At 35.1% G+C, this 19,990-nt stretch carries 23 protein-coding genes and 1 riboswitch; of the genes, 15 read left to right on the plus strand and 8 right to left on the minus strand.

What is annotated here, in order from left to right:
• Positions 1–2: 2 nt before the first annotated feature.
• From LQV47_RS11995 to LQV47_RS12015, 5 genes are read right to left on the minus strand one after another with little or no spacing between them, the layout of a single operon-like run.
• Positions 3–518, minus strand: coding sequence for a ribonuclease domain-containing protein (locus LQV47_RS11995; RefSeq protein WP_230037154.1), 516 nt, complete (start codon positions 516–518; stop codon positions 3–5).
• A gap of 29 nt (positions 519–547) precedes the next feature.
• On the minus strand, positions 548–1,342 hold the full coding sequence (gene nadE, locus LQV47_RS12000; RefSeq protein WP_230037156.1) for an NAD(+) synthase: 795 nt from the start codon (positions 1,340–1,342) through the stop codon (positions 548–550).
• A gap of 12 nt (positions 1,343–1,354) precedes the next feature.
• The gene (locus LQV47_RS12005) at positions 1,355–1,885 is read right to left on the minus strand and encodes an N-acetyltransferase (RefSeq protein WP_230037158.1); all 531 of its coding nucleotides are present in this window, start codon (positions 1,883–1,885) and stop codon (positions 1,355–1,357) included.
• Positions 1,886–1,892: 7 nt separating this feature from the next.
• Positions 1,893–2,414 carry a GNAT family N-acetyltransferase gene (locus LQV47_RS12010; RefSeq protein WP_230037160.1) on the minus strand — a complete coding sequence of 174 codons (522 nt, stop codon included), beginning with the start codon at positions 2,412–2,414 and terminating at the stop codon, positions 1,893–1,895.
• A gap of 9 nt (positions 2,415–2,423) precedes the next feature.
• Complete coding sequence (locus LQV47_RS12015) at positions 2,424–3,062, minus strand: leucine-rich repeat domain-containing protein (RefSeq protein WP_230037162.1); 639 nt, start codon at positions 3,060–3,062, stop codon at positions 2,424–2,426.
• 51 nt (positions 3,063–3,113) lie between these two features.
• On the opposite strand from LQV47_RS12015, the gene LQV47_RS12020 reads away from it, so the two are divergent.
• The 9 genes from LQV47_RS12020 to LQV47_RS12060 all read left to right on the plus strand — a co-directional run bounded on the left by LQV47_RS12020 (position 3,114) and on the right by LQV47_RS12060 (position 10,630).
• The gene (locus LQV47_RS12020; protein WP_230037164.1) at positions 3,114–4,097 is read left to right on the plus strand and encodes a gliding motility protein GldB; all 984 of its coding nucleotides are present in this window, start codon (positions 3,114–3,116) and stop codon (positions 4,095–4,097) included.
• Between the two features lie 32 nt (positions 4,098–4,129).
• The gene (gldC, locus tag LQV47_RS12025; protein WP_123857252.1) at positions 4,130–4,453 is read left to right on the plus strand and encodes a gliding motility protein GldC; all 324 of its coding nucleotides are present in this window, start codon (positions 4,130–4,132) and stop codon (positions 4,451–4,453) included.
• Between the two features lie 88 nt (positions 4,454–4,541).
• Positions 4,542–5,681 carry a cystathionine gamma-synthase gene (locus LQV47_RS12030; RefSeq protein ID WP_047492187.1) on the plus strand — a complete coding sequence of 380 codons (1,140 nt, stop codon included), beginning with the start codon at positions 4,542–4,544 and terminating at the stop codon, positions 5,679–5,681.
• A gap of 72 nt (positions 5,682–5,753) precedes the next feature.
• Positions 5,754–6,200 carry a GNAT family N-acetyltransferase gene (locus LQV47_RS12035; RefSeq protein ID WP_230037166.1) on the plus strand — a complete coding sequence of 149 codons (447 nt, stop codon included), beginning with the start codon at positions 5,754–5,756 and terminating at the stop codon, positions 6,198–6,200.
• A 78-nt stretch (positions 6,201–6,278) separates the two neighbouring features.
• Positions 6,279–6,791 carry a DinB family protein gene (locus LQV47_RS12040; RefSeq protein WP_230037168.1) on the plus strand — a complete coding sequence of 171 codons (513 nt, stop codon included), beginning with the start codon at positions 6,279–6,281 and terminating at the stop codon, positions 6,789–6,791.
• 610 nt (positions 6,792–7,401) lie between these two features.
• A complete protein-coding gene (gene tnpA, locus LQV47_RS12045) occupies positions 7,402–7,830 on the plus strand; it encodes an IS200/IS605 family transposase (RefSeq protein ID WP_230037170.1) in 429 nt (142 codons plus the stop codon).
• A 350-nt stretch (positions 7,831–8,180) separates the two neighbouring features.
• The gene (locus LQV47_RS12050) at positions 8,181–8,729 is read left to right on the plus strand and encodes an L-threonylcarbamoyladenylate synthase (RefSeq protein WP_230037172.1); all 549 of its coding nucleotides are present in this window, start codon (positions 8,181–8,183) and stop codon (positions 8,727–8,729) included.
• 96 nt (positions 8,730–8,825) lie between these two features.
• Positions 8,826–9,173 (plus strand): nuclear transport factor 2 family protein, encoded by a 348-nt coding sequence (locus tag LQV47_RS12055; protein WP_230037174.1) that lies wholly within the window; start codon positions 8,826–8,828, stop codon positions 9,171–9,173.
• Between the two features lie 38 nt (positions 9,174–9,211).
• On the plus strand, positions 9,212–10,630 hold the full coding sequence (locus tag LQV47_RS12060) for an HD domain-containing protein (protein ID WP_230037175.1): 1,419 nt from the start codon (positions 9,212–9,214) through the stop codon (positions 10,628–10,630).
• A 155-nt stretch (positions 10,631–10,785) separates the two neighbouring features.
• Here the strand turns inward: LQV47_RS12060 and LQV47_RS12065 are convergent, their stop codons facing one another.
• From LQV47_RS12065 to pafA, 3 genes are all read right to left on the minus strand, one after another.
• Complete coding sequence (locus LQV47_RS12065) at positions 10,786–11,847, minus strand: hypothetical protein (RefSeq protein WP_230037177.1); 1,062 nt, start codon at positions 11,845–11,847, stop codon at positions 10,786–10,788.
• Positions 11,848–11,863: 16 nt separating this feature from the next.
• Positions 11,864–13,705 (minus strand): TonB-dependent receptor, encoded by a 1,842-nt coding sequence (locus LQV47_RS12070; RefSeq protein ID WP_230037179.1) that lies wholly within the window; start codon positions 13,703–13,705, stop codon positions 11,864–11,866.
• 31 nt (positions 13,706–13,736) lie between these two features.
• Positions 13,737–13,915, minus strand: a riboswitch (cobalamin riboswitch).
• A 169-nt stretch (positions 13,916–14,084) separates the two neighbouring features.
• Positions 14,085–15,731, minus strand: coding sequence for an alkaline phosphatase PafA (gene pafA, locus LQV47_RS12075; RefSeq protein WP_230037181.1), 1,647 nt, complete (start codon positions 15,729–15,731; stop codon positions 14,085–14,087).
• A 104-nt stretch (positions 15,732–15,835) separates the two neighbouring features.
• Between pafA and LQV47_RS12080 the strand changes: the two genes are divergently transcribed.
• The 6 genes from LQV47_RS12080 to LQV47_RS12105 are packed head-to-tail and all read left to right on the plus strand — an operon-like array spanning position 15,836 to position 19,908.
• Positions 15,836–16,621: a hypothetical protein gene (locus LQV47_RS12080; protein WP_230037183.1), complete on the plus strand. Its 786-nt coding sequence runs from the start codon at positions 15,836–15,838 to the stop codon at positions 16,619–16,621.
• Between the two features lie 14 nt (positions 16,622–16,635).
• Complete coding sequence (locus LQV47_RS12085) at positions 16,636–17,025, plus strand: VOC family protein (RefSeq protein ID WP_230037185.1); 390 nt, start codon at positions 16,636–16,638, stop codon at positions 17,023–17,025.
• 24 nt (positions 17,026–17,049) lie between these two features.
• Positions 17,050–17,586, plus strand: a complete 537-nt coding sequence (locus LQV47_RS12090; protein WP_230037187.1) for a GNAT family N-acetyltransferase — start codon at positions 17,050–17,052, stop codon at positions 17,584–17,586.
• A 59-nt stretch (positions 17,587–17,645) separates the two neighbouring features.
• Positions 17,646–18,716, plus strand: a complete 1,071-nt coding sequence (locus LQV47_RS12095) for a tetratricopeptide repeat protein (protein WP_230037189.1) — start codon at positions 17,646–17,648, stop codon at positions 18,714–18,716.
• Positions 18,717–18,726: 10 nt separating this feature from the next.
• Positions 18,727–19,299 (plus strand): Crp/Fnr family transcriptional regulator, encoded by a 573-nt coding sequence (locus LQV47_RS12100; protein ID WP_230037191.1) that lies wholly within the window; start codon positions 18,727–18,729, stop codon positions 19,297–19,299.
• A gap of 54 nt (positions 19,300–19,353) precedes the next feature.
• Positions 19,354–19,908 carry a putative glycolipid-binding domain-containing protein gene (locus tag LQV47_RS12105; protein WP_230037193.1) on the plus strand — a complete coding sequence of 185 codons (555 nt, stop codon included), beginning with the start codon at positions 19,354–19,356 and terminating at the stop codon, positions 19,906–19,908.
• Positions 19,909–19,990 lie beyond the last annotated feature (82 nt).

Raw genomic sequence — 19,990 nt, forward strand, 5'->3', positions numbered from 1 at the left:
ATTTACTGTTTGTCAAAACTCTTATAATGATTCTTAGTAAGGTAGACGTCTCCATTTTCTGTGTATATGATTCTGTCTGCATTTCTACCTCCGCACTGATAATTGACATCGGCTTCAAAGTATTTTTCGCCACCCGGCAACCGTCCTTCCCGGTTTCCGAATTTATCTCCTCCAATAGCTTTTCCGGGAAGCACTTCACAAAGATTTCCTTTTGAAGGATTCCATCCCAGTTTTCGGGCCTCATTTTTTGTAAGATAGTAATTAGGTAGCCTATGGTTTTGTTTCACATAGGTAATAACGGTTTTTTCTTCTGTCAGCTGATCAATTGAAACCTGGGCTGGTGAAGTTCCGTTATTGTAGCCGTCTTGAGCAGATGTACTTCCGTAGCTTACCGTTTCTTTTTTTGTAGTGGCCTGGTCTTTTTTATCTGCAATAAAATTATTGTAAATATACATGACAGACATTCCAAAAAGAAGTCCCAGGCATATAAAAAACACTGATCTTATTTTACTGTTCATGGCAATACTTTATTAATGATGCAATAATTTTATTCGCTTCTCCACTCTTCCGGAATATCACAAATTGGAATAGGGTCCATTTTATGTTTGGCGGCTTTATGCATTCTGTCGAAGATTAAAAAAACTTCTTTATCTCTTCCTTCGTAATCTTCTGCCGTTTTGGTGCCATATTCTTTTTGAATTTTCTCCAGTTCCGGATACGTAGCTCCAATCTGCTGTTCATCTGTGCGGTCTACATCCCAAAGTCCATCCGTAGGAATGGCTTCCTGAATACTTTTAATAAGGTTCAATCCTTTCGCAAGGGCATAAACTTCTGTTTTATAAAGGTCTGCAATGGGAGAAACATCTACTCCACCATCTCCGTATTTTGTATAAAATCCGATTCCGAAATCTTCAACTTTATTTCCTGTGCCGCATACTAAAAGCCCATTGAGCTGCCCATAATAATAAAGGGTAAGCATTCTTAAACGGGATCTTGTATTGGCAAAAGCTAATTTTTCATTAGGATATAAATCATCCTTTACATCAAAAGTTTTATAAAGCTCTTCAAATGCAGGCGTAAGATCCACAGACATCACTTCTACATTCGGGAATCTTGATTTCAAATCATTCATATGTTCCCTTGCTCTATCTACCTGATCCGCTTTTTGGCGGATGGGCATTTCGATCAATAAGGTTTTCAGGCCGGTCATCGCCGCCAGTGTAGAAACCACTCCGGAATCCACACCTCCGGAAACGCCTAATACATAACCGTTTACTTTAGCCTTTGTTGCATAATCTTTTAACCAGCTTACAATATGATCTATCACTTTTTGTGTCTGCATTGCTTATATTTTTTAATCTATTCCAAATTCTTTAGGGTATTTCACCATCCCTTTTTTATTTTTTAATCCGTTCTCTGTCAATTCAATAGCCATTCCGTTTTCTTCCGGAATTTCAAACGGAAAAGTGATCCCAAATTTACTGGTTTTTTCGTAACCAAACTTTGGATAATAATTTTCATGGCCGATAAGTATAATTGAAGAATATCCTAGTGCTCTGGCTATCGAATGTCCCTGAAGAATAAGCTTGCCGCCCACTCCTTTATTCTGAAACTCGGGCTTTACTGAAACAGGAGCTAATGCCAGCGATTCATAAGATTCTGAGCCATTATCTATTTTAATTTTTGTAAAAAGAATATGGCCGGTAATCTCACCATGTTCATTTTCTGCTACCAATGACAGTTCAGGGATAAAAGCATCAGATTTTCTTAATTTCTCAACAAGAAAATGTTCCTGATGATCACTATGCTCCATATTCCTGAAAGCTTCTTCTATAAGCTGAAATACTTTTTTATGGTCTTTTTCTTCCTCCTTGCGTATGGTCATACTATTATTAAATATATTGTTCACGTTTCAGTTTATACCAAAAACAGATCGCCCCAGAATCTTCAAATTCTCCGGTCCGTTCAAATCCCAGTTTTCCTAAAATATAATTGGATCCTGTATTTCCGGAATCTGCATAAGCATAAATAAAATCTGCATTCAATTCATTAAAACCATAATGAAGAGCAGCTTTTGCTGTTTCCATAGCATAACCTTTCCCCCAGAATTCAGGAATGAAACGATATCCAAGATCCAGCGTATTGACATGGTTATTGATAGGTTCTGTTAATAATTTCAGCCCGCTCCAGCCTATCATCAGTCCACTTTCTTTTTCAATAACGGCAAGTCTTCCCACTCCATTTTCTTCATACTGCTTCTGAATCATTTTTATCATATCTTTTGACTCCTGAATATGTGTTATAGGCTTTTCAAGATATTTCATCACTTCAGGATCAGAATGCAAAATAAACATCCGTTCACAATCAGTATCCTCAAGTCGTCTTAAAATCAGTCGGTCGGTCTCTATTCTCATATCATCAGTTTATTGTTCGGTTCCAAAAATAGTAATATTGGTTTTCAGTCCCTTCTTTATATCTGCTTCTTTCATCTTATTTCCGCCAACGTTCACCGTCTGCAGATCAACATTTTCCGAAATATCCAGTTTTTGGAGTTTATTATGTTCAAGATTTAACTTTCTTAATTTTTTAAATGGGGTCAAATCGATCGTTTTTAATTGATTTAAAGATAATGTTAATTGATCAATTTTTGGAGTGCCTTTTAATGAAATCGTTTCCAAAAGATTATTGTCCAGATACAGCGAGGTCATACTTTTCAGATTTTCTGCTGTGAAAGAAGTAATCTTACATCCTGTGCATGAGAACAGTTCCAGCTTGTCCATATTGCTTATGGCTATATTGGAAATAACATTATCATCCAGAATAATCATTTTTACATGTTCAAAAAAACGTAAATCCTCCGCTGATGTAATTCCTTTCTGAACTAAAAATAAGTTTGTGATCAAGCCTGTTTCAGTTTTCTCCAGTATTCCGTTCTTATTCAGGTCAAAATTTTCAAGAACTGCTTTTTCAAAGTTTTTATCTTTAAACTCAAGCTTTTGGCCGTGGAAAAAAGAAAATCCCCAAATAAAGCATAGTGCTGTAAATATTTTAATTTTCATCATTAATTGTCTTTTTAATCCTTATTTTTGTACACTTAATTTCATGTAAAAATAATGAAGATTTTTAGATTGATTGCGCTTTCTTCTGTTTTAGTTCTGGGATTGGATTCCTGCAAAAAAGAACCGGAAAATCTATGGAAGGTAGAGATAAAAAATACCGCTGAAAAAGTTGAAGTAACGGATATTTCAAAAGAATTTTACAATCCGGATACTCCGCTGAAGCAGTTTAAAGCTAAGTTTCCCTGGTTTCAGGGAAGTGTTTCAGATGCTGACTTTCAGAAAAGAAGAGCTGATGCTGAAGAAATAAAAATCTATAAAGAAGCGATTGGAAAAATTGATGGGGTAAAACTTCAGAAAGAACTGCAGGATTTATTTTCACATATCAAGTATTATTTTCCACAGTTCAAAAGTCCTAAAGTATATCTTTTCTCATCCGCATTACAGATGGTACAGGACCCTATTTTTTATGATGAAAAAGGGAATCTCCTGTTTATAGATATTACAGGTTTTATGGGTGACGGCAATGCTCATTATAAAGGATTGGAGCTTTATTTCCAGAAATCGATGAACCCTCAGAATATTGTTCCTAAGGTTTCACAGTTATTTGCTGAAAATATTGTTACAGAATCTCCGGATCACCAGAAATTTATTGACCAGGTGATCCTGAACGGAAAGGTAATGACTCTTCAGGATGCTTTCTTACCGGATTTCCCTGATTACCTGAAAATGAATTATACCCAGAAACAGTATGAATGGGCTAAGGTAAATGAAGCCAATATCTGGAATTATTTTGTGGAAAGCAATCTGCTCTTTGGAGACGATCCAAGATTAGGAGAACGTTTTATTGCTCCGGGACCTTTCTCCAAATTTTATACAGAAATTGATAATGAATCTTCACCACAAATTGGAATTTTTACAGGGTGGCAGATTTGTAAAGCTTATCTTAAAGAAAAACCTGAAACGAAGCTGACGGCCTTCCTGAAAATGGACGCGACAACAATCTTCAATCAGTCCGGTTATAAACCGAAACTTAAATAATAGAAAATTTAGAATTTAGAAAAATAGAAAAAATGAGAAAGACTCAGATTACGATAGATGTAGAGCTGGATGAAAACCACATTCCTGAAAATATAACATGGAATGCACAGGATGGCGGAGTGGAGAAAGAAGAAACTAAAGCAACCATGATCTCTGTGTGGGATGATAAAGCAATGGAAGCTTTAAGAATAGACCTTTGGACAAAAGAAATGCCTGTAGATCAAATGAAAATGTTTATCCACCAGATCTTAGTTTCTTTAGGAAGTACCTATCAGAGAGCTACCGGAGAGGAAGATGTAGCGCAGTGGATGGAAGAAATTGCAGAAGAATTTGCAGTAAAGTCAGCAATAAAATAACAACAATTTGGAAATGGGATCATTTGAAATGATGGTAAACACCCTTTCATTTTCAAATAATCCATTCAAAATATCAAATTATATAAATATGAATTTTAATACAAAAGTAATTCACGGAGGGCAGCATCATGAATCTGCAACAGGTTCTGTAAATGTACCTGTATTTTTAACGTCTACCTTTGCACAGAAAAGCCCGGGAGTACATTCCGGATATGAATATTCAAGGGCTGCCAACCCTACAAGACAGGCATTGGAAGACTCTTTGGCAAGTATTGAGAATGGAGCGAGAGGACTCGCTTTCGGGTCAGGTCTTGCTGCTATCGACTGTGTTTTAAAATTATTAAATCCAGGCGATGAAGTTATTGCTGTAGATGATCTTTACGGTGGAACCTACAGAATGTTTACAAGACTTTTTGAAAAATATCAACTGAAGTTTACTTTCGTGAACTTTGATGATGTTTCTAAAATTGCTGACGTAATTACTGATAAAACAAAATTAATCTGGGTAGAAACGCCAACGAATCCATTGATGAAGTTGGTAGATATCAAAGCCGTAGTAGAAATTGCTAAGGGAAAAGATATTTTAGTAGCTGTAGACAATACTTTTGCTACGCCTTACATCCAAAGACCAATTGATTTAGGAGCTGATATTGTGATGCATTCTGCTACAAAATATTTAGGAGGACATTCTGACGTAATTGCAGGTGCACTGATTGCTAAAGATGCTGAATTGGGAGAAAAACTTCACTTTATTCAGTTTGCAAGCGGCGGTATTTTAGGACCTCATGATTCTTATCTTGTATTGAGAGGGATTAAGACTTTAGCATTAAGAATGCAGAGACATTCTGACAACGGGCTTGCGGTAGCAAAATACCTTGAAACCCATCCTGCTGTAGATAAAGTAATCTACCCTGGATTAGAATCTCACCCACAGTATGAGCTTGCAAAATCTCAGATGAAAGAATCGGGAGGAATGGTATCATTTACTTTCAAATCCGGAAAAAAAGAAGATGCCATCAAGTTTTTAGAGAAAGTAAGAGTATTTACATTAGCTGAATCTTTAGGTGGTGTAGAATCTTTAGCCAATCACCCGGCTTTAATGACTCACGCTTCTATTCCGGCAGAAAAACGTGCTGAATTAGGAATTACAGATGACTTAGTTCGTTTAAGCGTTGGTATTGAAGATGCTGAAGACCTTATTGCAGATCTGGAGAAAGCTTTTTCTTAATATACAATAGTAAAAAGGAGTGTTTATCATTTAAATACTCCTTTTTATTTCACCTATGATCACCAAATATCTATGAAAAATATAAGAAAAGCGGTCGTTAACGACCTCATTCAATTAGCGGCATTATTTGACCAGTACCGGATTTTTTATCATAAAGAATCAGATATTCCTTCAGCCGAAAAATTTCTTCAGGAAAGACTTGAAAATAAAGACTCTGAAATTTTTGTTGCAGAAAAGAATGGAGAACTGACAGGTTTTGTACAATTATACCCCCTATTTTCATCCACGAGAATGCAGCGTTACTGGCTGCTGAATGACTTATACGTCAATGAAAATCACAGAGGAAAAGGATATTCTAAAGCACTGATCGAAGCATCTAAAGACCTATGCAGATCATCAAAAGCCTGTGGTATATTACTGGAAACAGGTAAAAGTAATGATATCGGAAATCAATTATACCCTGCCTGTGGTTTTGAATTGTATGACTCCGTCAATTTCTATGAGTGGAGCAATTCATGATTTTTTGTATAATGTACGATGTATAGCGTGCGACCTCACAGCATTACAAAATCTATCTAACGTAAAAAAATTAAAAATATGACAGATTTTCAGAAATATATTCAAAGATATTTAGATCAGGTCCCAACAGGGGATTTATTAGCTGAATTAAAAATATCAGAAGAGAAAACAATAGGAATTTATTCCAATCTTACGGAAGAACAATCCAGATTTGCCTATGCTGAAGGGAAATGGACATTGAAAGGGCTTCTATTACATCTATCAGATACCGAAAGAGTTTTTCAATACCGAATATTGGCTTTTGCAAGAGGTGACAAAAATAATCTTCCGGGATTTGATGAAAATGAATATGCCAATAACTCTTTTGCAGATGAAAGAACATTAGAGTCTCTGCTGGAAGAATATAAACTGGTAAGAAAATCTTCTCAGATCTTATTAGAAAGTCTCAGTCCCTCCGTTTTACAAAACAAAGGGATTGCTAATGGCAACGAAATTTCAGTAGAAACCATTGGAAAATTGATCGTTGGACACAACTATCACCATTTGAATATTATTGAGGAAAGATATTTATCTAAATTGGGATGGATGTAATGATACATTAGAGTTTTATTGTCGAAGATATAAGTTTGGGCTAAAGCCAATGCACATATCCTTTGTTAAATGGGCTAAAGCCCATTTCTATTGAATTAAGAACATAACGCATAATTATTTTGAAAGCATATATTTACATGTATAATCATACATCATTAATATAAAACATACAATCATCAATAGGAACGGGCTTTAGCCCGTTTTTTTATTAAAAAATATTCCATTGGCTTTAGCCGAAACTTAATAAAAAAATATTATTTTTGGTTAAAACAACACAAATGTCTTTTATCAAAATTTTCATTCATCTTGTTTTCTCTACAAAAAATAGAGATCCTTCTCTTAAAACTATATCCGTATTGTTGGTTGAATATTGTCTATATAAACCAGATTAATCTTCTATAGCAATAAAATCTATTTCTATTAAATTTAACAAATGACGTATAATAATTTTTGAAAATACATATTTGTATAATTCAATCTTACATTATTAATTAAAACGCATAGATCATCAATAGGAACGGGGCTTTAGCCCGTTTTTTATTAAAAAATATTCCATTGGCTTTAGCCGAAACTTAATAAAAAAATATTATTTTTGGTTAAAACAACACAAATGTCCTTTATCAAAATTTTCATTCATCTTGTTTTCTCTACAAAAAATAGAGATCCCTTTCTTAATACCTTTGATGTAAGAATAAAAGTATGGAAACATATCAAAGAATATGCTACACAAAAAGGAATATTTTTAGATATGATCAATGGATATTCAGACCATTGTCACTGTCTTATTTCTTTAGGTTCAGATCAAAATATTGAAAAAATAGCCCAATTAATAAAAGGAGAATCTTCTTATTGGATCAATAAAAATAAGTTTACAAAAGATAAGTTTTCATGGCAGGATGAATATTTTGCAGTTTCCATTTCCGAATCAATGGTAGATCAGGTAAGAAATTATATTAAAAATCAGGAAAGACATCATCAGAAAAAGAGTTTTACTGAAGAGTATCTGGAATTCATTGAAAAATATAATTTTAAAAAATAGGTTTGGGCTAAAGCCAAATGCACCTATTCTTTGTTAAAATGGGCTAAAGCCCATTTCTATTGAATTAAGAACATAACGCATAATTATTTTGAAAGCATATATTTACATGTATAATCATACATCATTAATATAAAACATACAATCATCAATAGGAACGGGCTAAAGTCTAGTCGTGCTCGGATTTTCTTCCGACCATCACTAGGCTTTAACCCGTTGTTTCATTAAAAATCTTCCATTGGCTTTAGCCGAAACCTAAAAAAATTAAAATACAATATCATTTATTCCTCAATTCTTTGCCCGAAATTCCCAGATTCTCTACCTTTATAGACTGTTTTGAATTCAATACCATTATGGAACATATTATCGAAATATTAAAATCCGGCGGAACAATTCTGTATCCTACAGATACTATTTGGGGAATTGGTTGTGATGCTACCAATATAGAGGCTATCAATAAAATTTTTGACATTAAGAAGCGTGAAAAAAATAAATCCATGATCATTCTGGTGGAGTCTGAAAAAAGGCTTCAGGACCTGGTGGATGTTCCGGAAATGGCATGGGAAATTATTGATCTTAGTGAAAAACCCGTTACCATTGTTTATGAAAATCCCCGCGGACTGCCCAAAGAATTACTTGCCGAAGACGGCAGTATTGGTATAAGATTGGTAAAAAATGACTTTTGTAAAAAACTAATTACAAAACTGAATAAACCATTGGTTTCTACCTCAGCTAATTTTAGTGGTGAGAAAAGTCCGTTGAAGTTTTCAGATATTTCAGATGAGATGATCAGTCTTGTAGATTATGCAGTGGAAGAAGACAGAGATAAAGTTTCAAAATATTCAGGATCTTCGGTGATCAAAATATGGAGTGACAACCGAATCAAAGTTCTTCGTGAATAAAAAGTATTGATGTCTATTTTAGAGTCTTGTCTGTTCATATCAGCAGGATTTCTTTTTTTAGTTCTATCTTTGCAAAATTCCAACTCATTACAATATATGATAAACCATAAAGATTTTGCCCGGGAGTGGATACATGTCTGGAATTCTCATGATTTAGAAGCTATTCTATCTCATTATTCTGAAGATATTGAAATCACAACACCAATGATTTCTATGGCTACAGGAGGAAAGGAAAGCTCTTTACAGGGAAAACAAGCCGTTCGTGATTACTGGAGGAAGGCCCTGGAAAAGTTTCCTGATCTTCACTTTGAGCTGATACAATCTACTGCAGGAGTTGATTCTGTGGCATTATTCTACAAATCTATTATGGACAAACAGGCTGTTGAAGTCATGTTTTTTAATGAAGAAGGAAAAATTAATAAAATGTATGCTCATTATGATTAATGGGTGATATGAGTACAACTTGACGCTATTTACTAACGATGAAAATTAATCTTACCCAAAATAAAAATTTAAAACTTTTCAAAATAATTTCTGAGGCTGCGGAAAAAAATAATCAGTCCGTATACATTGTCGGAGGCTATGTCCGGGACCTTTTAATGAAAAGAAAAGCTTCTACAGATATAGATTTTGTCACCGAACAAAGTGGTATTGAGCTTGCTCAGACAGTCGCTCAGGATATTGATCCTAACCTAAAAGTTTCTGTTTTTAAAACCTATGGAACGGCTATGATCAAATACAAGGATCTTGATCTGGAATTTGTGGGAGCGAGAAAGGAAAGTTATACTGAAAACAGCCGCAAGCCTGAAGTGGAGGGCGGAACATTGGAGGACGATCAGAAAAGAAGAGATTTTACCATCAACGCCATGGCCATTTCTTTACATAAAGATAATTTCGGAGAACTGATTGATCCATTTCATGGAATTGAGGATCTGGAGAAAGGAATTTTAAGAACTCCGCTAGAGCCTGCACAAACTTATTCTGATGATCCATTGAGGATGATGAGAGCGGTAAGGTTTGCTTCTACATTACACTTTACCATTGAAGAAAATTCTTTGGAGGCCATCAGACAGGAAGCCAAAAGAATTGAAATTGTTTCTATGGAAAGAATCATGGTGGAATTTAACAAAATCATGCTTTCTGAAAAACCTTCTGTAGGATTAAGCCTAATGGAGCAAACAGGCCTTTTAAAACTTATTATTCCTGAGCTTATAGAACTTAAGGGTGTAGAAGAAGTGGAAGGACAGACCCATAAAGATAACTTCTACCATACCCTAGAAGTTGTAGACAATATTTCTGTGAATACAGATAATCTTTGGCTGCGTTGGTCAGCACTTCTTCACGATGTGGGAAAAGCTCCTACTAAAAAATTTGTTGAAGGAACAGGATGGACATTCCACGGACATGAATTCTTAGGTTCAAAAATGGTAAAAGCTCTTTTTCAAAGGCTTAAACTGCCTTTAGGAAGCGATATGAAGTATGTTCAGAAAATGGTAAAGCTTTCCTCCCGACCTATTGCCCTGATCACAGATGATGCCTCTGATTCGGCATTACGAAGACTGCTATTTGATGCCGGTGAAAACCTTGAAGATCTTTTTACCCTTTGTAAAGCGGATATTACTACAAAAAATTCTAAAAAACAGGATAAATTTAAAAAGAATTTCGAATATGTGGCTGTCAAAATCAAAGAAGTAGAGGAAAAGGATCAGGTAAGGAATTTTCAGCCTCCTATTACCGGAGAAGAAATCATGGAAATGTTCCAGCTTAAACCTGGCCGTGAAATCGGTATCTTAAAGGAGAAAGTAAAGGAAGCTATTCTTGAAGGAGAAATTCCTAATGAAAAAGACGAGGCAACAAAATTTGTGATTGCTGAAGCAGAAAAATTAGGATTAAAAATATAAGTTTAAATCATAAAACCCCGGGCTGGAAAGATTTCCAGCCCGGGGTTTTTATTTTAATATGTGAATCAAAATCGGCCGGCTCTATGAGACCGACCGAAAAAAAACACAAATGATGAAAAAATAAAATTTATGTATACAGGCCAAAGCCTTGTATGTTAGTTTTTATAGAAACCGTTTGTTCCGATTCCTGCTGTGAAACTTCTCAATAAAGTTCCATTGTTTGCGCTGTAAACATTCACTTTGCTGTCTGCTGAAAAACTTGCATCAGAAGCAAAGATTCTGCCGTCAATTACATCAAATCCATAGACATTACCTGTAGCGGTCATAATAGGAGCCGTAGGTACAGCAGCACCAATAGTCATTCCGTATATTTTGTTGGTATCTGTAATAAAATAGAATTTGTTATCTTCCGCTCTAAGCTTCTGAACTTTAGGGATAGGAAGAGTTGTTGTTGCTGTAAATGTTCCGTCTGCAGTATTGATCTTATAGATATAAGAATTGGTATCCCCGGAAACCAATGCATAAGCAGTTCCTTTATAAGAAATAAGATCTTTAATAATTCCGTTGGCAGGAAGAGTTACTGTTTGGCTCACTGTATTTGTAGTCGGATTTACCACAGAGATAGTATATCCTGTTGCAATTGGATTCCAAGTGGAGTCATATCCTGTACCATCAGTCTGTACTACAATTTTCCCTTCAGCTTCCACCACTTTTTCAGCAGCATTTGTAAAATCAATACTCTTTACAAAAGAATTGTCGCCTGTATTGTAAACATTCAGCTTTCTTTTATTTGTTGTAAAGTTATTGTTGGTTACATAATATTGGTTTCCTGAGAAAGCAATATATCTTGCTCCATCAAGGTTAGCCGTTACAGTAGCCTGTTTTTTGAAAGTATATCTGTTGACAATGTCAATTTTATTAGGAACATTAGATACTAAATAAGCACGATCCCCTTGAAAACCTATACTCTGAAGAACTTTTCCTAGAGGCTCACCACTGTTATTAGAAGCATAAATTTTGTCATACAGATTAGCAAGATTACTGCTTACGAAAGAAACTTCAGCAGTAGTGGTTGTAAATCCCCCTTCATTGGAAATAAGCACTCCAGCTTCATAAGTAATTGGCTGTTCTACAATGTCGTCGTTATCGCTGCTACATGAAACATTGAAAAGTAACATGGAAGCAAATGCAAGAGGTAAAATTTTTCTGATATTCATATATAATTAATTTATTTTAAAAATTGATAGTAAGGCTTATACTGTAATTTCGTCCGGGTAACGGATAGGAAAGCATCGTATAATAAGTTTCATTTAAAATATTATTTACTTTAAAACCCAGGCTGTAGTTTTTAAGAAATGCAGCGCTGGCTCCGGCATTCATCACAAAATAAGAATCTAAGGCATCACTTCTTTTTTCATTGGAATCTGTATAGGTAAGCCCGTTAAACATTCCCTGTACATATACTTTCACAAAATCATGTCGGTAGTCTATACTTCCTGTAAGTTTATGTAAAGGCACATACATAAGTTGTTTCTGAATATCAAGGTCCTTAGATTTCGTATAAGAATACCCAAGATTTGATTTCAACATATGCTTCCCGAATTTTTTTTCAAATTCCAGCTGCGACTCTACTCCATATGACTCTACCCTATTGGTATTACTAGCTCCATAATACCCGGAAATTGTTGGAAGCCATCGGATCATATCACGGATATTCATATAGTAAGGAGCTATAGATAATTTAAAATTTCCTAATTTAAACTGGTTACTCCATTCAAACTGATAAGAAGTTTCTGGCTTTAAATCCAGATTTCCTCCCGGCGTCCAGTAAAGATCATTAAATGAAGGAGCTCTGAAGTTTCTTGAAACACTTAGCCCTACATCATACCATTGGGTGGCATTCCATTTTCCTGAAAAAGAAAATAAGACCGGCGAGCTGAAGTCTTCCACAAAATCTTTCTTGATTCCGGCTTCAAACCGTAAGTCTTTGGTAGGAAAATAACGAAGTAACCCGGCAATAGATCCAGCATTCCTACTGATATCACCTACTTTTGAGCTTCCTTCTCCCTTACCTTTATTCACTTGAAATTCCCCGATAATATTGATATTCCATTTTGAATTGAGGAAGTAATTGAAATCATTTTTCAAAATATAATTCTTTCCGGCACCTCCACTGGTTTCCGGTCCTGTAATATCTCCAAAATACTGAAAATTTTCCTCAGTATAGGCTGCTTTAAATGAATTGCTGAAGCGCGTGGTATTCCAATCCCAGGCCATCAGGTTTCTGAAATTCTGGGTATGATACTTTGTCTTGGTTTCCAGATCACCAAAACGAACAGGATAATGCTGTTTTCCGTTAAAAGTCTCCGATATCCATGAGATCTGATGATGGGGAGCAATTTTATAAGCTGCTGCTATATTGAAATTGGTATTGTAATACTTTCCGTTGTCATTCGTATACTTCTTTCCGCCCGCTTCTTCTACTTCATAATCATTCTGGCTTATAGAATGGCTTCCGGAAACTTTAAAGCTGAACTTATCATTGCTGTAAGAACCTTTAACAACATTATTATAAGTATTAAAAGACGCAAATTCTGAAAACAGGAAAGCATGGAAACCTTTATTAAAATCAAGGCTGTTATTCAAATGAATACTTCCCCCAATGGCGCCACTGCCATAAATAACACTACCTCCACCAGGTTTAATTCCGATCTGGTCATATCCAAACAAAGCCATATTATTGATATCTCCCTGTCCTAAAAAACTGGAGTTAATATTAATTCCATTCCATACAAAAGCAGTCTGCTGGGCGGTAGTTCCCCTGAAAGAAGGTGAAGAAACAGCACCCCGTCCATTTTCTTTGATATACACAGGAGATTGAAATCTCAGTAATTCGGAAAGGTTAGTTGAGTTTTTTTCAGCATCTTCATTGGTAATATTCGTTACATGATGAAAGAGCTTTACTTTGTTCATCTGGCTGTCGAATACATAAATAGTATCCAAGGCCTTCTCTTGTCCAAAAAGAAAGCAGCCATAAGACGAAAAAAGCAGTACTAAAGATCTTTTTATATCCATACTAATTTACTCTTCCTCCGAAAGCAATATATATTTTGATTATTATTCTGGCAGGTCTCCTGACTTTCGCCTTCTGTACCTTCCCGTTTTTACACAGTGGTTTTTTACAGAAACTTTTGTTGCGATTTACAGTTGCGGGGACAGTCCGGGAGTTCCACCCGATTCCCTTTTCATTCCAATATATTGGAAACCATAATTTTTGCAAAGATAGCTTTTTAAATGTATTAGACAAAAAGTGAAATAACAGGTAAAAAATTACGTCTTATTCATAAGTATTAGAAAATCCTGTACAGCAACCGGCCTTGATGAATACTATAAAAACAAAAAGCTGCTTCCAATAGTTGAAAGCAGCCATTTATATATACTGATGTTATTTAATTTATTTACCCATCACTTCTGTAATTGGATTTCCAACATTTCCACTTGGAAACTGGATTTTCAATAAAGAAGAAACCGTAGGTGCAATATCTGTCATGTGGTATTCTTTATTGCTTTCTCCCTGCTGAACTCCCCAACCCATAAAAATCAATGGAATATGGGAATCATAAGAGTTCCAAACACTGTGTGTAGTTCCTGTTTTAGAATAAGGAGGAAGCATAGAGTCATGAGAAATCAACTGAATATCTCCGCTTCTCTGTCTGTTGATCCCATTGATAATTCTTTGTTTGATAGGCTCCGGAATACTGGCTTCCTGAACTCTGTCTACAGAAACAGCATATAAAACAGTAGGATCTTTTTCAAGTTCTTTTACCGCAAAATTTCTCACATCATCCAGCTCAAGTTTAGTATCTGCCAATACTTTTCTGTCAAAATATACCTGATAATTGTCTATAGCATTGATCAGGTTATCAGCACCAAATTTTTCTTTCAGTTTCTGATTAAGATTTTTTTCCATGCCTTCTCCAAAAAAGCCTGTAGTAATTTTATGCTCTTTAAGGAATCCTACAGAATGAGCCCCTCCATGGTCAGCTGAAAGGAAAACCGTATACTGCCCTTTTCCTACTTTTGAATCCAGGTAGCTGAAAAACTGAGCCAAATCCTGATCCAGTCTGATATAGACATCTTCAACCTCAATAGAGTTCGGTCCGTATTTATGACCTGCATAATCCGTAGAAGCTAAATTGATTGCTAAGAAATCTGTAATATGGTCTCCCCCTAACTGCTCTCCTTCTACAGAAGCTTCAGCCAGCTTTAATGTCAATGTATTTCCAAAAGGTGTATAACGGATATTATCTTTCTTTGTCTGATAATCTTTCGCCAGATTGGTATATGGGAATGTAGGTGTTTTTGCACTTCCCAATAGACCTTCCCATGAAGAATTGTCAGGTGAACTTTCTGTATACTGATTGATTGGAAGTAAAGTATTCCAGCCGTTGGCTACTAATTTTTCAGGTAAATTCTGAGCATTGAATGATTGTATCCATTGTGGAAGCTCTTTCATATACCATGTACTTGTAATAAAGTTCCCGGTACTGTCGTCAAACCAGAAAGCTCCATTCGGAGTATGACCTGCAGGAAGAATAGAAGCACGGTCTTTAAGAGAAACTCCTATCACTTTACCCTGGAAGTTCGTGGCCAGTCTCAACTCATCGGTTACGGTTGTAGACCAAAGGTTTTTTGGAGAATGGCTTCCTGTTTTAGTATTGGTAGTTCCTACTGGCTGAACGCTGTCATCTGCCGTACAGTACACCCCTTTACCCGTTTCCTTATCTGTCCAGTCGTTTCCGGCAATTCCGTGGATTGCAGGTACAGACCCGGTATAGATACATGTATGTCCTAAAGCGGTAATCGTAGGGACATAAGGAATATGTACATTATTTAAAGAATATCCTGTATTCAACAGTCTTTTGAAACCGTCATTTCCATATTTACCATAAAAACGGTATAGATAATCCCAACGCATTTGGTCTACCACCAAACCTACCACTAATTTCGGTCTTTCCAGTTGAGTATTTTTATTCTTCTGCGCATTGATTGTAACTACGGACAAAACAGCAGCTGCCGCAATTGAAATTTTCCTAAGCATCCAAGTAAATTTTTATTGACCACAAATTTAAGGGTTTTGAATGTTTTGGAGTGTGAAATTTTATTTAATTTTGATCAATATTCAATTCACCAATCAATTCATCCATGATTTTAGGAGTATACTGGTATTTTAAATTTCCTGAAAATTTATATCATTTTAAATATTTTAAGTTCTTGCAGGGATATGGCGGCCATGCCGACAATCCTGCCGGGCTGGAGACAAAAGTTCAGATGGATGATATTGAAAATTTCCTCTACAGGCTGGAAATTTTAAAAGCAGAATTCCCTTACACCTATTTACAGCTAAAAATCAATGGCAATCAGGTGATGATGACTATGGGAAATGATCAGCTTTTTGACTACTACTTTCAGTTAGCTGCTGAAATTGAAAAACTGTTGACAGATCAAAATGCCATACTTTTAGATGAGCAGATTCCTTTTGAAATTCAGTATACCAAAAACTATCTTCCGGAAAGGAAAATATTCAGGACTATAGAACACCGGTTTATTCAGATGACAGGTTCAGACTTCAGACAGAATAATGCCGAAAATTTTTCAATAAGAGTTGACTGTAATATTCCGCTGGCATGTAAAAAGGATTTCATTAATGATTTGGTTGCAATATGCCATGAAGAGAACCTCAGCGTATTTTACTACCACGATTTCTACTTTGGTGATCAATGTAACCTTATGCTCTTCTTTACTAATGGAAGGCAATATAAAGATCAGGTTATAGATATTGATATCAACACCTTTGGAGCTAAAGTAAGGGATCTTAGTCAAAAATACCCGTTTCATTTCGGTCATTTTGGAGGTATGAAATATTATCCGCTTAATGGGCCTTATATCGAACTGATGGTAGACGAAGACTATATTATCAAGAAAAAATAATATCATCCAATAATATGATTAAATTTAAATATGTTATCCTGTATGTAGAAGAGGTAGAAAAATCAATAAATTTCTACAAAAACACTTTTGATACAGAAATAAAATTCATTACTCCTGAAAAAGATTATGGTGAGCTTCTTACCGGAGAAACTACTATTTCTTTTGCATCGATCAGCCTGGCCAGCTCCAATTTAAAAAAGGGATTTTTAACCTCGAAATCAGAAGCCCAACCTTTCGGAATAGAATTGGGCTTTACTACGGATGACGTGGAAACACTGGTAGAAAAAGCAGTTAAAAATGGTGCCGTTCTGTATGAAAACATCACGGTAAAACCCTGGGGACAAAAAACAGCGTATATTAAAGACCTTGATAATTACCTGGTTGAAATCTGTACTGAAATGTAATAAACTTCCTATTAACATCATCTTATGGAAATAAAAAAACTGGAAAGGCTTACCAACAATCCTACCACAGACTGGGGGCACAACGGCTATACTACGGATACCATATATTCCGTATCTTCTATAGAATATGGCGGCGTTTTCGAATTTACGGTAAAAGAAAAAGCTTTATCCTATACCAAACTATGGGAAACTGATTCTGATGAACTTGAAACCTTTAATACAATCATTAAAAAAGGAAATTCCTTCGGAGCTTATATTGATCATGAGCTGGTAGGCTGGATTATTGGTGAGCAAAGAACCTGGAACAACAGTTTTTATATCGAAAACATCCTGATCCATGAGAAACACCGAAGACAGGGTGCCGGTATACAACTGATCAAAAATACCATTAAAGAAGCCCGAAGATTAAACTGCCGGGTTATTGAACTTGAAACCCAGAATACCAATTACCCTGCGATACAATTTTACAGAAGAATGGGCTTCAATATTACCGGCATGAACACAAGATTGTATAATAATTCTGACGAGATTGCCCTTTTTATGACGTTGGATCTGGAATAGTTTTTTCCTTTTTAAATTAAAAAAATGCATTTTTGTAATAAACTAATACCTGAAAGTTAATGTTACGTACTACCCTTTTTCTGGTCACCTTAAGCTTTTTTCAACTGACGAATGCTCAAAAAAAGACATTTAAATGTAAAGAAGTTCATGACGCAATAAAATTAATTGATGCAGAAAAATATGATGAAGGAATCTCCATTTTGAAAGACTGTGAAAAAATAGACCCAAAGGACTATACTTACCCCTATGAAATTGCCTTAGCATATATCAAAAAAAAGGATTACACTTTGGCTATTTCAGAACTTAACAAGGCAAAAGATCACTCTAATATTGACGACTATTACTACGCATTGCTTGGCAGCGCTTACGATCTTTCCAATAATCCTGAAAAAGCAATAAGCGTCTATAATGAAGGGCTTAAAAAATTTCCGGCTTCAGGAAAACTATATCTTGAAAAAGGAGTGGTTTTGGAATTTGAAGGAAAATTCAATGAAGCTATTAAAACGTATGAGAAAGGCATAAAAGCAGAACCTTCATATCCATCAAATTATTATAGGGTCTCACAAATTTATTTAAATTCTAATGATCTTCTGTCTGGGCTTATTTATGGGGAAATATTTGTAAATCTGGAACGTACGACATCGCGTACCAAAGAAATAAGTATGCTTTTATACGAAAATTATAAAAAGGCAGTAAAGTTTGATAATGAAGGGATAAAAACAAACTTATGTCCAGCTGTAATAGATGCCCAACAATATGATAAAAATAAAAAATTCCCATTCTGCATTGTTTTTGCTAAAAACTTTGCCCTTTCTATAATTAATCAAAAAGAAATTAATCTCAATACCTTATCTGAAATCAGAAGACAGTTTCTGAAAGAATATTATACAAAAGATTATATAGATAATCCTAATGTACTCCTTAGTTATCATAAAACAATGGAAGATCATAATGTATTTAACGCATACAATCATTATATTTTCCAAATTGGTGATCAGAAAGCATTTAAAAACTGGCAGGAAAATAATAAAGCTGAATATGATCAATTTGTTCACTGGTATACTACAAACGAAAATATTCTAAATATCAACAAGAATAATCTCTTCGTGTCTGACCAGATTAAAGAATAATAGCTGACATATGACAAATCTTCTGACCTATCTCCGTTCTCTCACTCCTTTTTCTGATGAAAGCTGGTCTTTGCTCCAGCCTGCCCTGTCTGAAAAAAGTTTTAAAAAAAATGAACTTATGCTGCAGGAGGGAGAGATCTGCCATTCTCTATTTTTTATTGATAAAGGATTTTGTAAAACGTATTATGAGATAGACGGAGTGATAAAAAATACCGGCTTTTTCTTTGAAAATGAAATAGCTACCAATATCAGCAGCTTTGGCAGCGGACAACCATCTGAGTTCAATATGGCAGCATGTGAAGAAGTACATACGGTTATTTTCAATAAAGAAAAATTGTTTACAATGGCTAAAGAATTTCATGAAATTGAAAGCCTGGGACGTCATTGTATCCGTCAGTTTGCCACAAAACAGGAAGAGTTTTCCAATCTTTTCAAACTTTATTCTGCCTGGGAAAGATTAGAATATCTTGAAAACAGATACCCCGAAATGCTGCAGCGGGTATCACTTACCCAACTGGCCTCTTTCTTAGGCGTAGCAAGGGAAACATTAAGCAGGATCAGGAAACGAAGAATTTCCCATTAATCAATATTCCATTCAATATACTCTAACACTGACATTACATTAAACCGAAACAAAATGAAAACATTAATATGGCAAGGAATAATTTATCAGTCTCTCGAATATGTTAACATACAAGAAAATGGTAAAAACTATACTGTACTGTCAAAAATCATTGGCTGTTATCATGATAAAATTTATGCTGTAGATTATAAACTCATCATTGATAAAGACTGGACAATGCTGGAATTTTTAATTGAATCTGAGATCAATACCATAAAGACCAAAATAACAGGAAAAAAACAACAGGATCATTGGGAGATCAATAATATGATACATCCTGAATTGAAAGGATTCAAATATATTGATATCTCTTTAACCCCATTTACCAATACATTGCCGATCAATAATTTGATTCTAACTGAAAACCACTCGCAGAAGATCAAGGTTATTTATATTGATATTTTAAACAATCATATTAAACCAGCCAAGCAACAGTATACCAAAACAAGCACCGCCGGATATCTGTACAAAAATATTGAAACCGATTTTAAAGCTGACATTGTAGTGGATGAAAATGGATTGGTCATCCATTATCCCGGACTCTTTAAAAAAATCGCTGAGCTCACTTAAAGCAACCTGAAATTTCATCCGGTTCCTTAACTGTCTGAGAATCTCTCTATCACATATTTTTTGACAGAATTAATCAGGTTTA

Source organism: Chryseobacterium sp. Bi04, from assembly GCF_918698085.1.
Classification (GTDB): Bacteria; Bacteroidota; Bacteroidia; order Flavobacteriales; family Weeksellaceae; genus Chryseobacterium.

Coding starts and splice junctions, on each gene's coding strand:
- LQV47_RS11995 (WP_230037154.1), bottom strand. CDS start 518: ATGAACAGTAAAATAAGATCAGTGTTTTTTATATGCCTGGGACTTCTT.
- nadE (WP_230037156.1), bottom strand. CDS start 1,342: ATGCAGACACAAAAAGTGATAGATCATATTGTAAGCTGGTTAAAAGAT.
- LQV47_RS12005 (WP_230037158.1), bottom strand. CDS start 1,885: ATGACCATACGCAAGGAGGAAGAAAAAGACCATAAAAAAGTATTTCAG.
- LQV47_RS12010 (WP_230037160.1), bottom strand. CDS start 2,414: ATGAGAATAGAGACCGACCGACTGATTTTAAGACGACTTGAGGATACT.
- LQV47_RS12015 (WP_230037162.1), bottom strand. CDS start 3,062: ATGATGAAAATTAAAATATTTACAGCACTATGCTTTATTTGGGGATTT.
- LQV47_RS12020 (WP_230037164.1), top strand. CDS start 3,114: ATGAAGATTTTTAGATTGATTGCGCTTTCTTCTGTTTTAGTTCTGGGA.
- gldC (WP_123857252.1), top strand. CDS start 4,130: ATGAGAAAGACTCAGATTACGATAGATGTAGAGCTGGATGAAAACCAC.
- LQV47_RS12030 (WP_047492187.1), top strand. CDS start 4,542: ATGAATTTTAATACAAAAGTAATTCACGGAGGGCAGCATCATGAATCT.
- LQV47_RS12035 (WP_230037166.1), top strand. CDS start 5,754: ATGAAAAATATAAGAAAAGCGGTCGTTAACGACCTCATTCAATTAGCG.
- LQV47_RS12040 (WP_230037168.1), top strand. CDS start 6,279: ATGACAGATTTTCAGAAATATATTCAAAGATATTTAGATCAGGTCCCA.
- tnpA (WP_230037170.1), top strand. CDS start 7,402: ATGTCCTTTATCAAAATTTTCATTCATCTTGTTTTCTCTACAAAAAAT.
- LQV47_RS12050 (WP_230037172.1), top strand. CDS start 8,181: ATGGAACATATTATCGAAATATTAAAATCCGGCGGAACAATTCTGTAT.
- LQV47_RS12055 (WP_230037174.1), top strand. CDS start 8,826: ATGATAAACCATAAAGATTTTGCCCGGGAGTGGATACATGTCTGGAAT.
- LQV47_RS12060 (WP_230037175.1), top strand. CDS start 9,212: ATGAAAATTAATCTTACCCAAAATAAAAATTTAAAACTTTTCAAAATA.
- LQV47_RS12065 (WP_230037177.1), bottom strand. CDS start 11,847: ATGAATATCAGAAAAATTTTACCTCTTGCATTTGCTTCCATGTTACTT.
- LQV47_RS12070 (WP_230037179.1), bottom strand. CDS start 13,705: ATGGATATAAAAAGATCTTTAGTACTGCTTTTTTCGTCTTATGGCTGC.
- pafA (WP_230037181.1), bottom strand. CDS start 15,731: ATGCTTAGGAAAATTTCAATTGCGGCAGCTGCTGTTTTGTCCGTAGTT.
- LQV47_RS12080 (WP_230037183.1), top strand. CDS start 15,836: ATGATTTTAGGAGTATACTGGTATTTTAAATTTCCTGAAAATTTATAT.
- LQV47_RS12085 (WP_230037185.1), top strand. CDS start 16,636: ATGATTAAATTTAAATATGTTATCCTGTATGTAGAAGAGGTAGAAAAA.
- LQV47_RS12090 (WP_230037187.1), top strand. CDS start 17,050: ATGGAAATAAAAAAACTGGAAAGGCTTACCAACAATCCTACCACAGAC.
- LQV47_RS12095 (WP_230037189.1), top strand. CDS start 17,646: ATGTTACGTACTACCCTTTTTCTGGTCACCTTAAGCTTTTTTCAACTG.
- LQV47_RS12100 (WP_230037191.1), top strand. CDS start 18,727: ATGACAAATCTTCTGACCTATCTCCGTTCTCTCACTCCTTTTTCTGAT.
- LQV47_RS12105 (WP_230037193.1), top strand. CDS start 19,354: ATGAAAACATTAATATGGCAAGGAATAATTTATCAGTCTCTCGAATAT.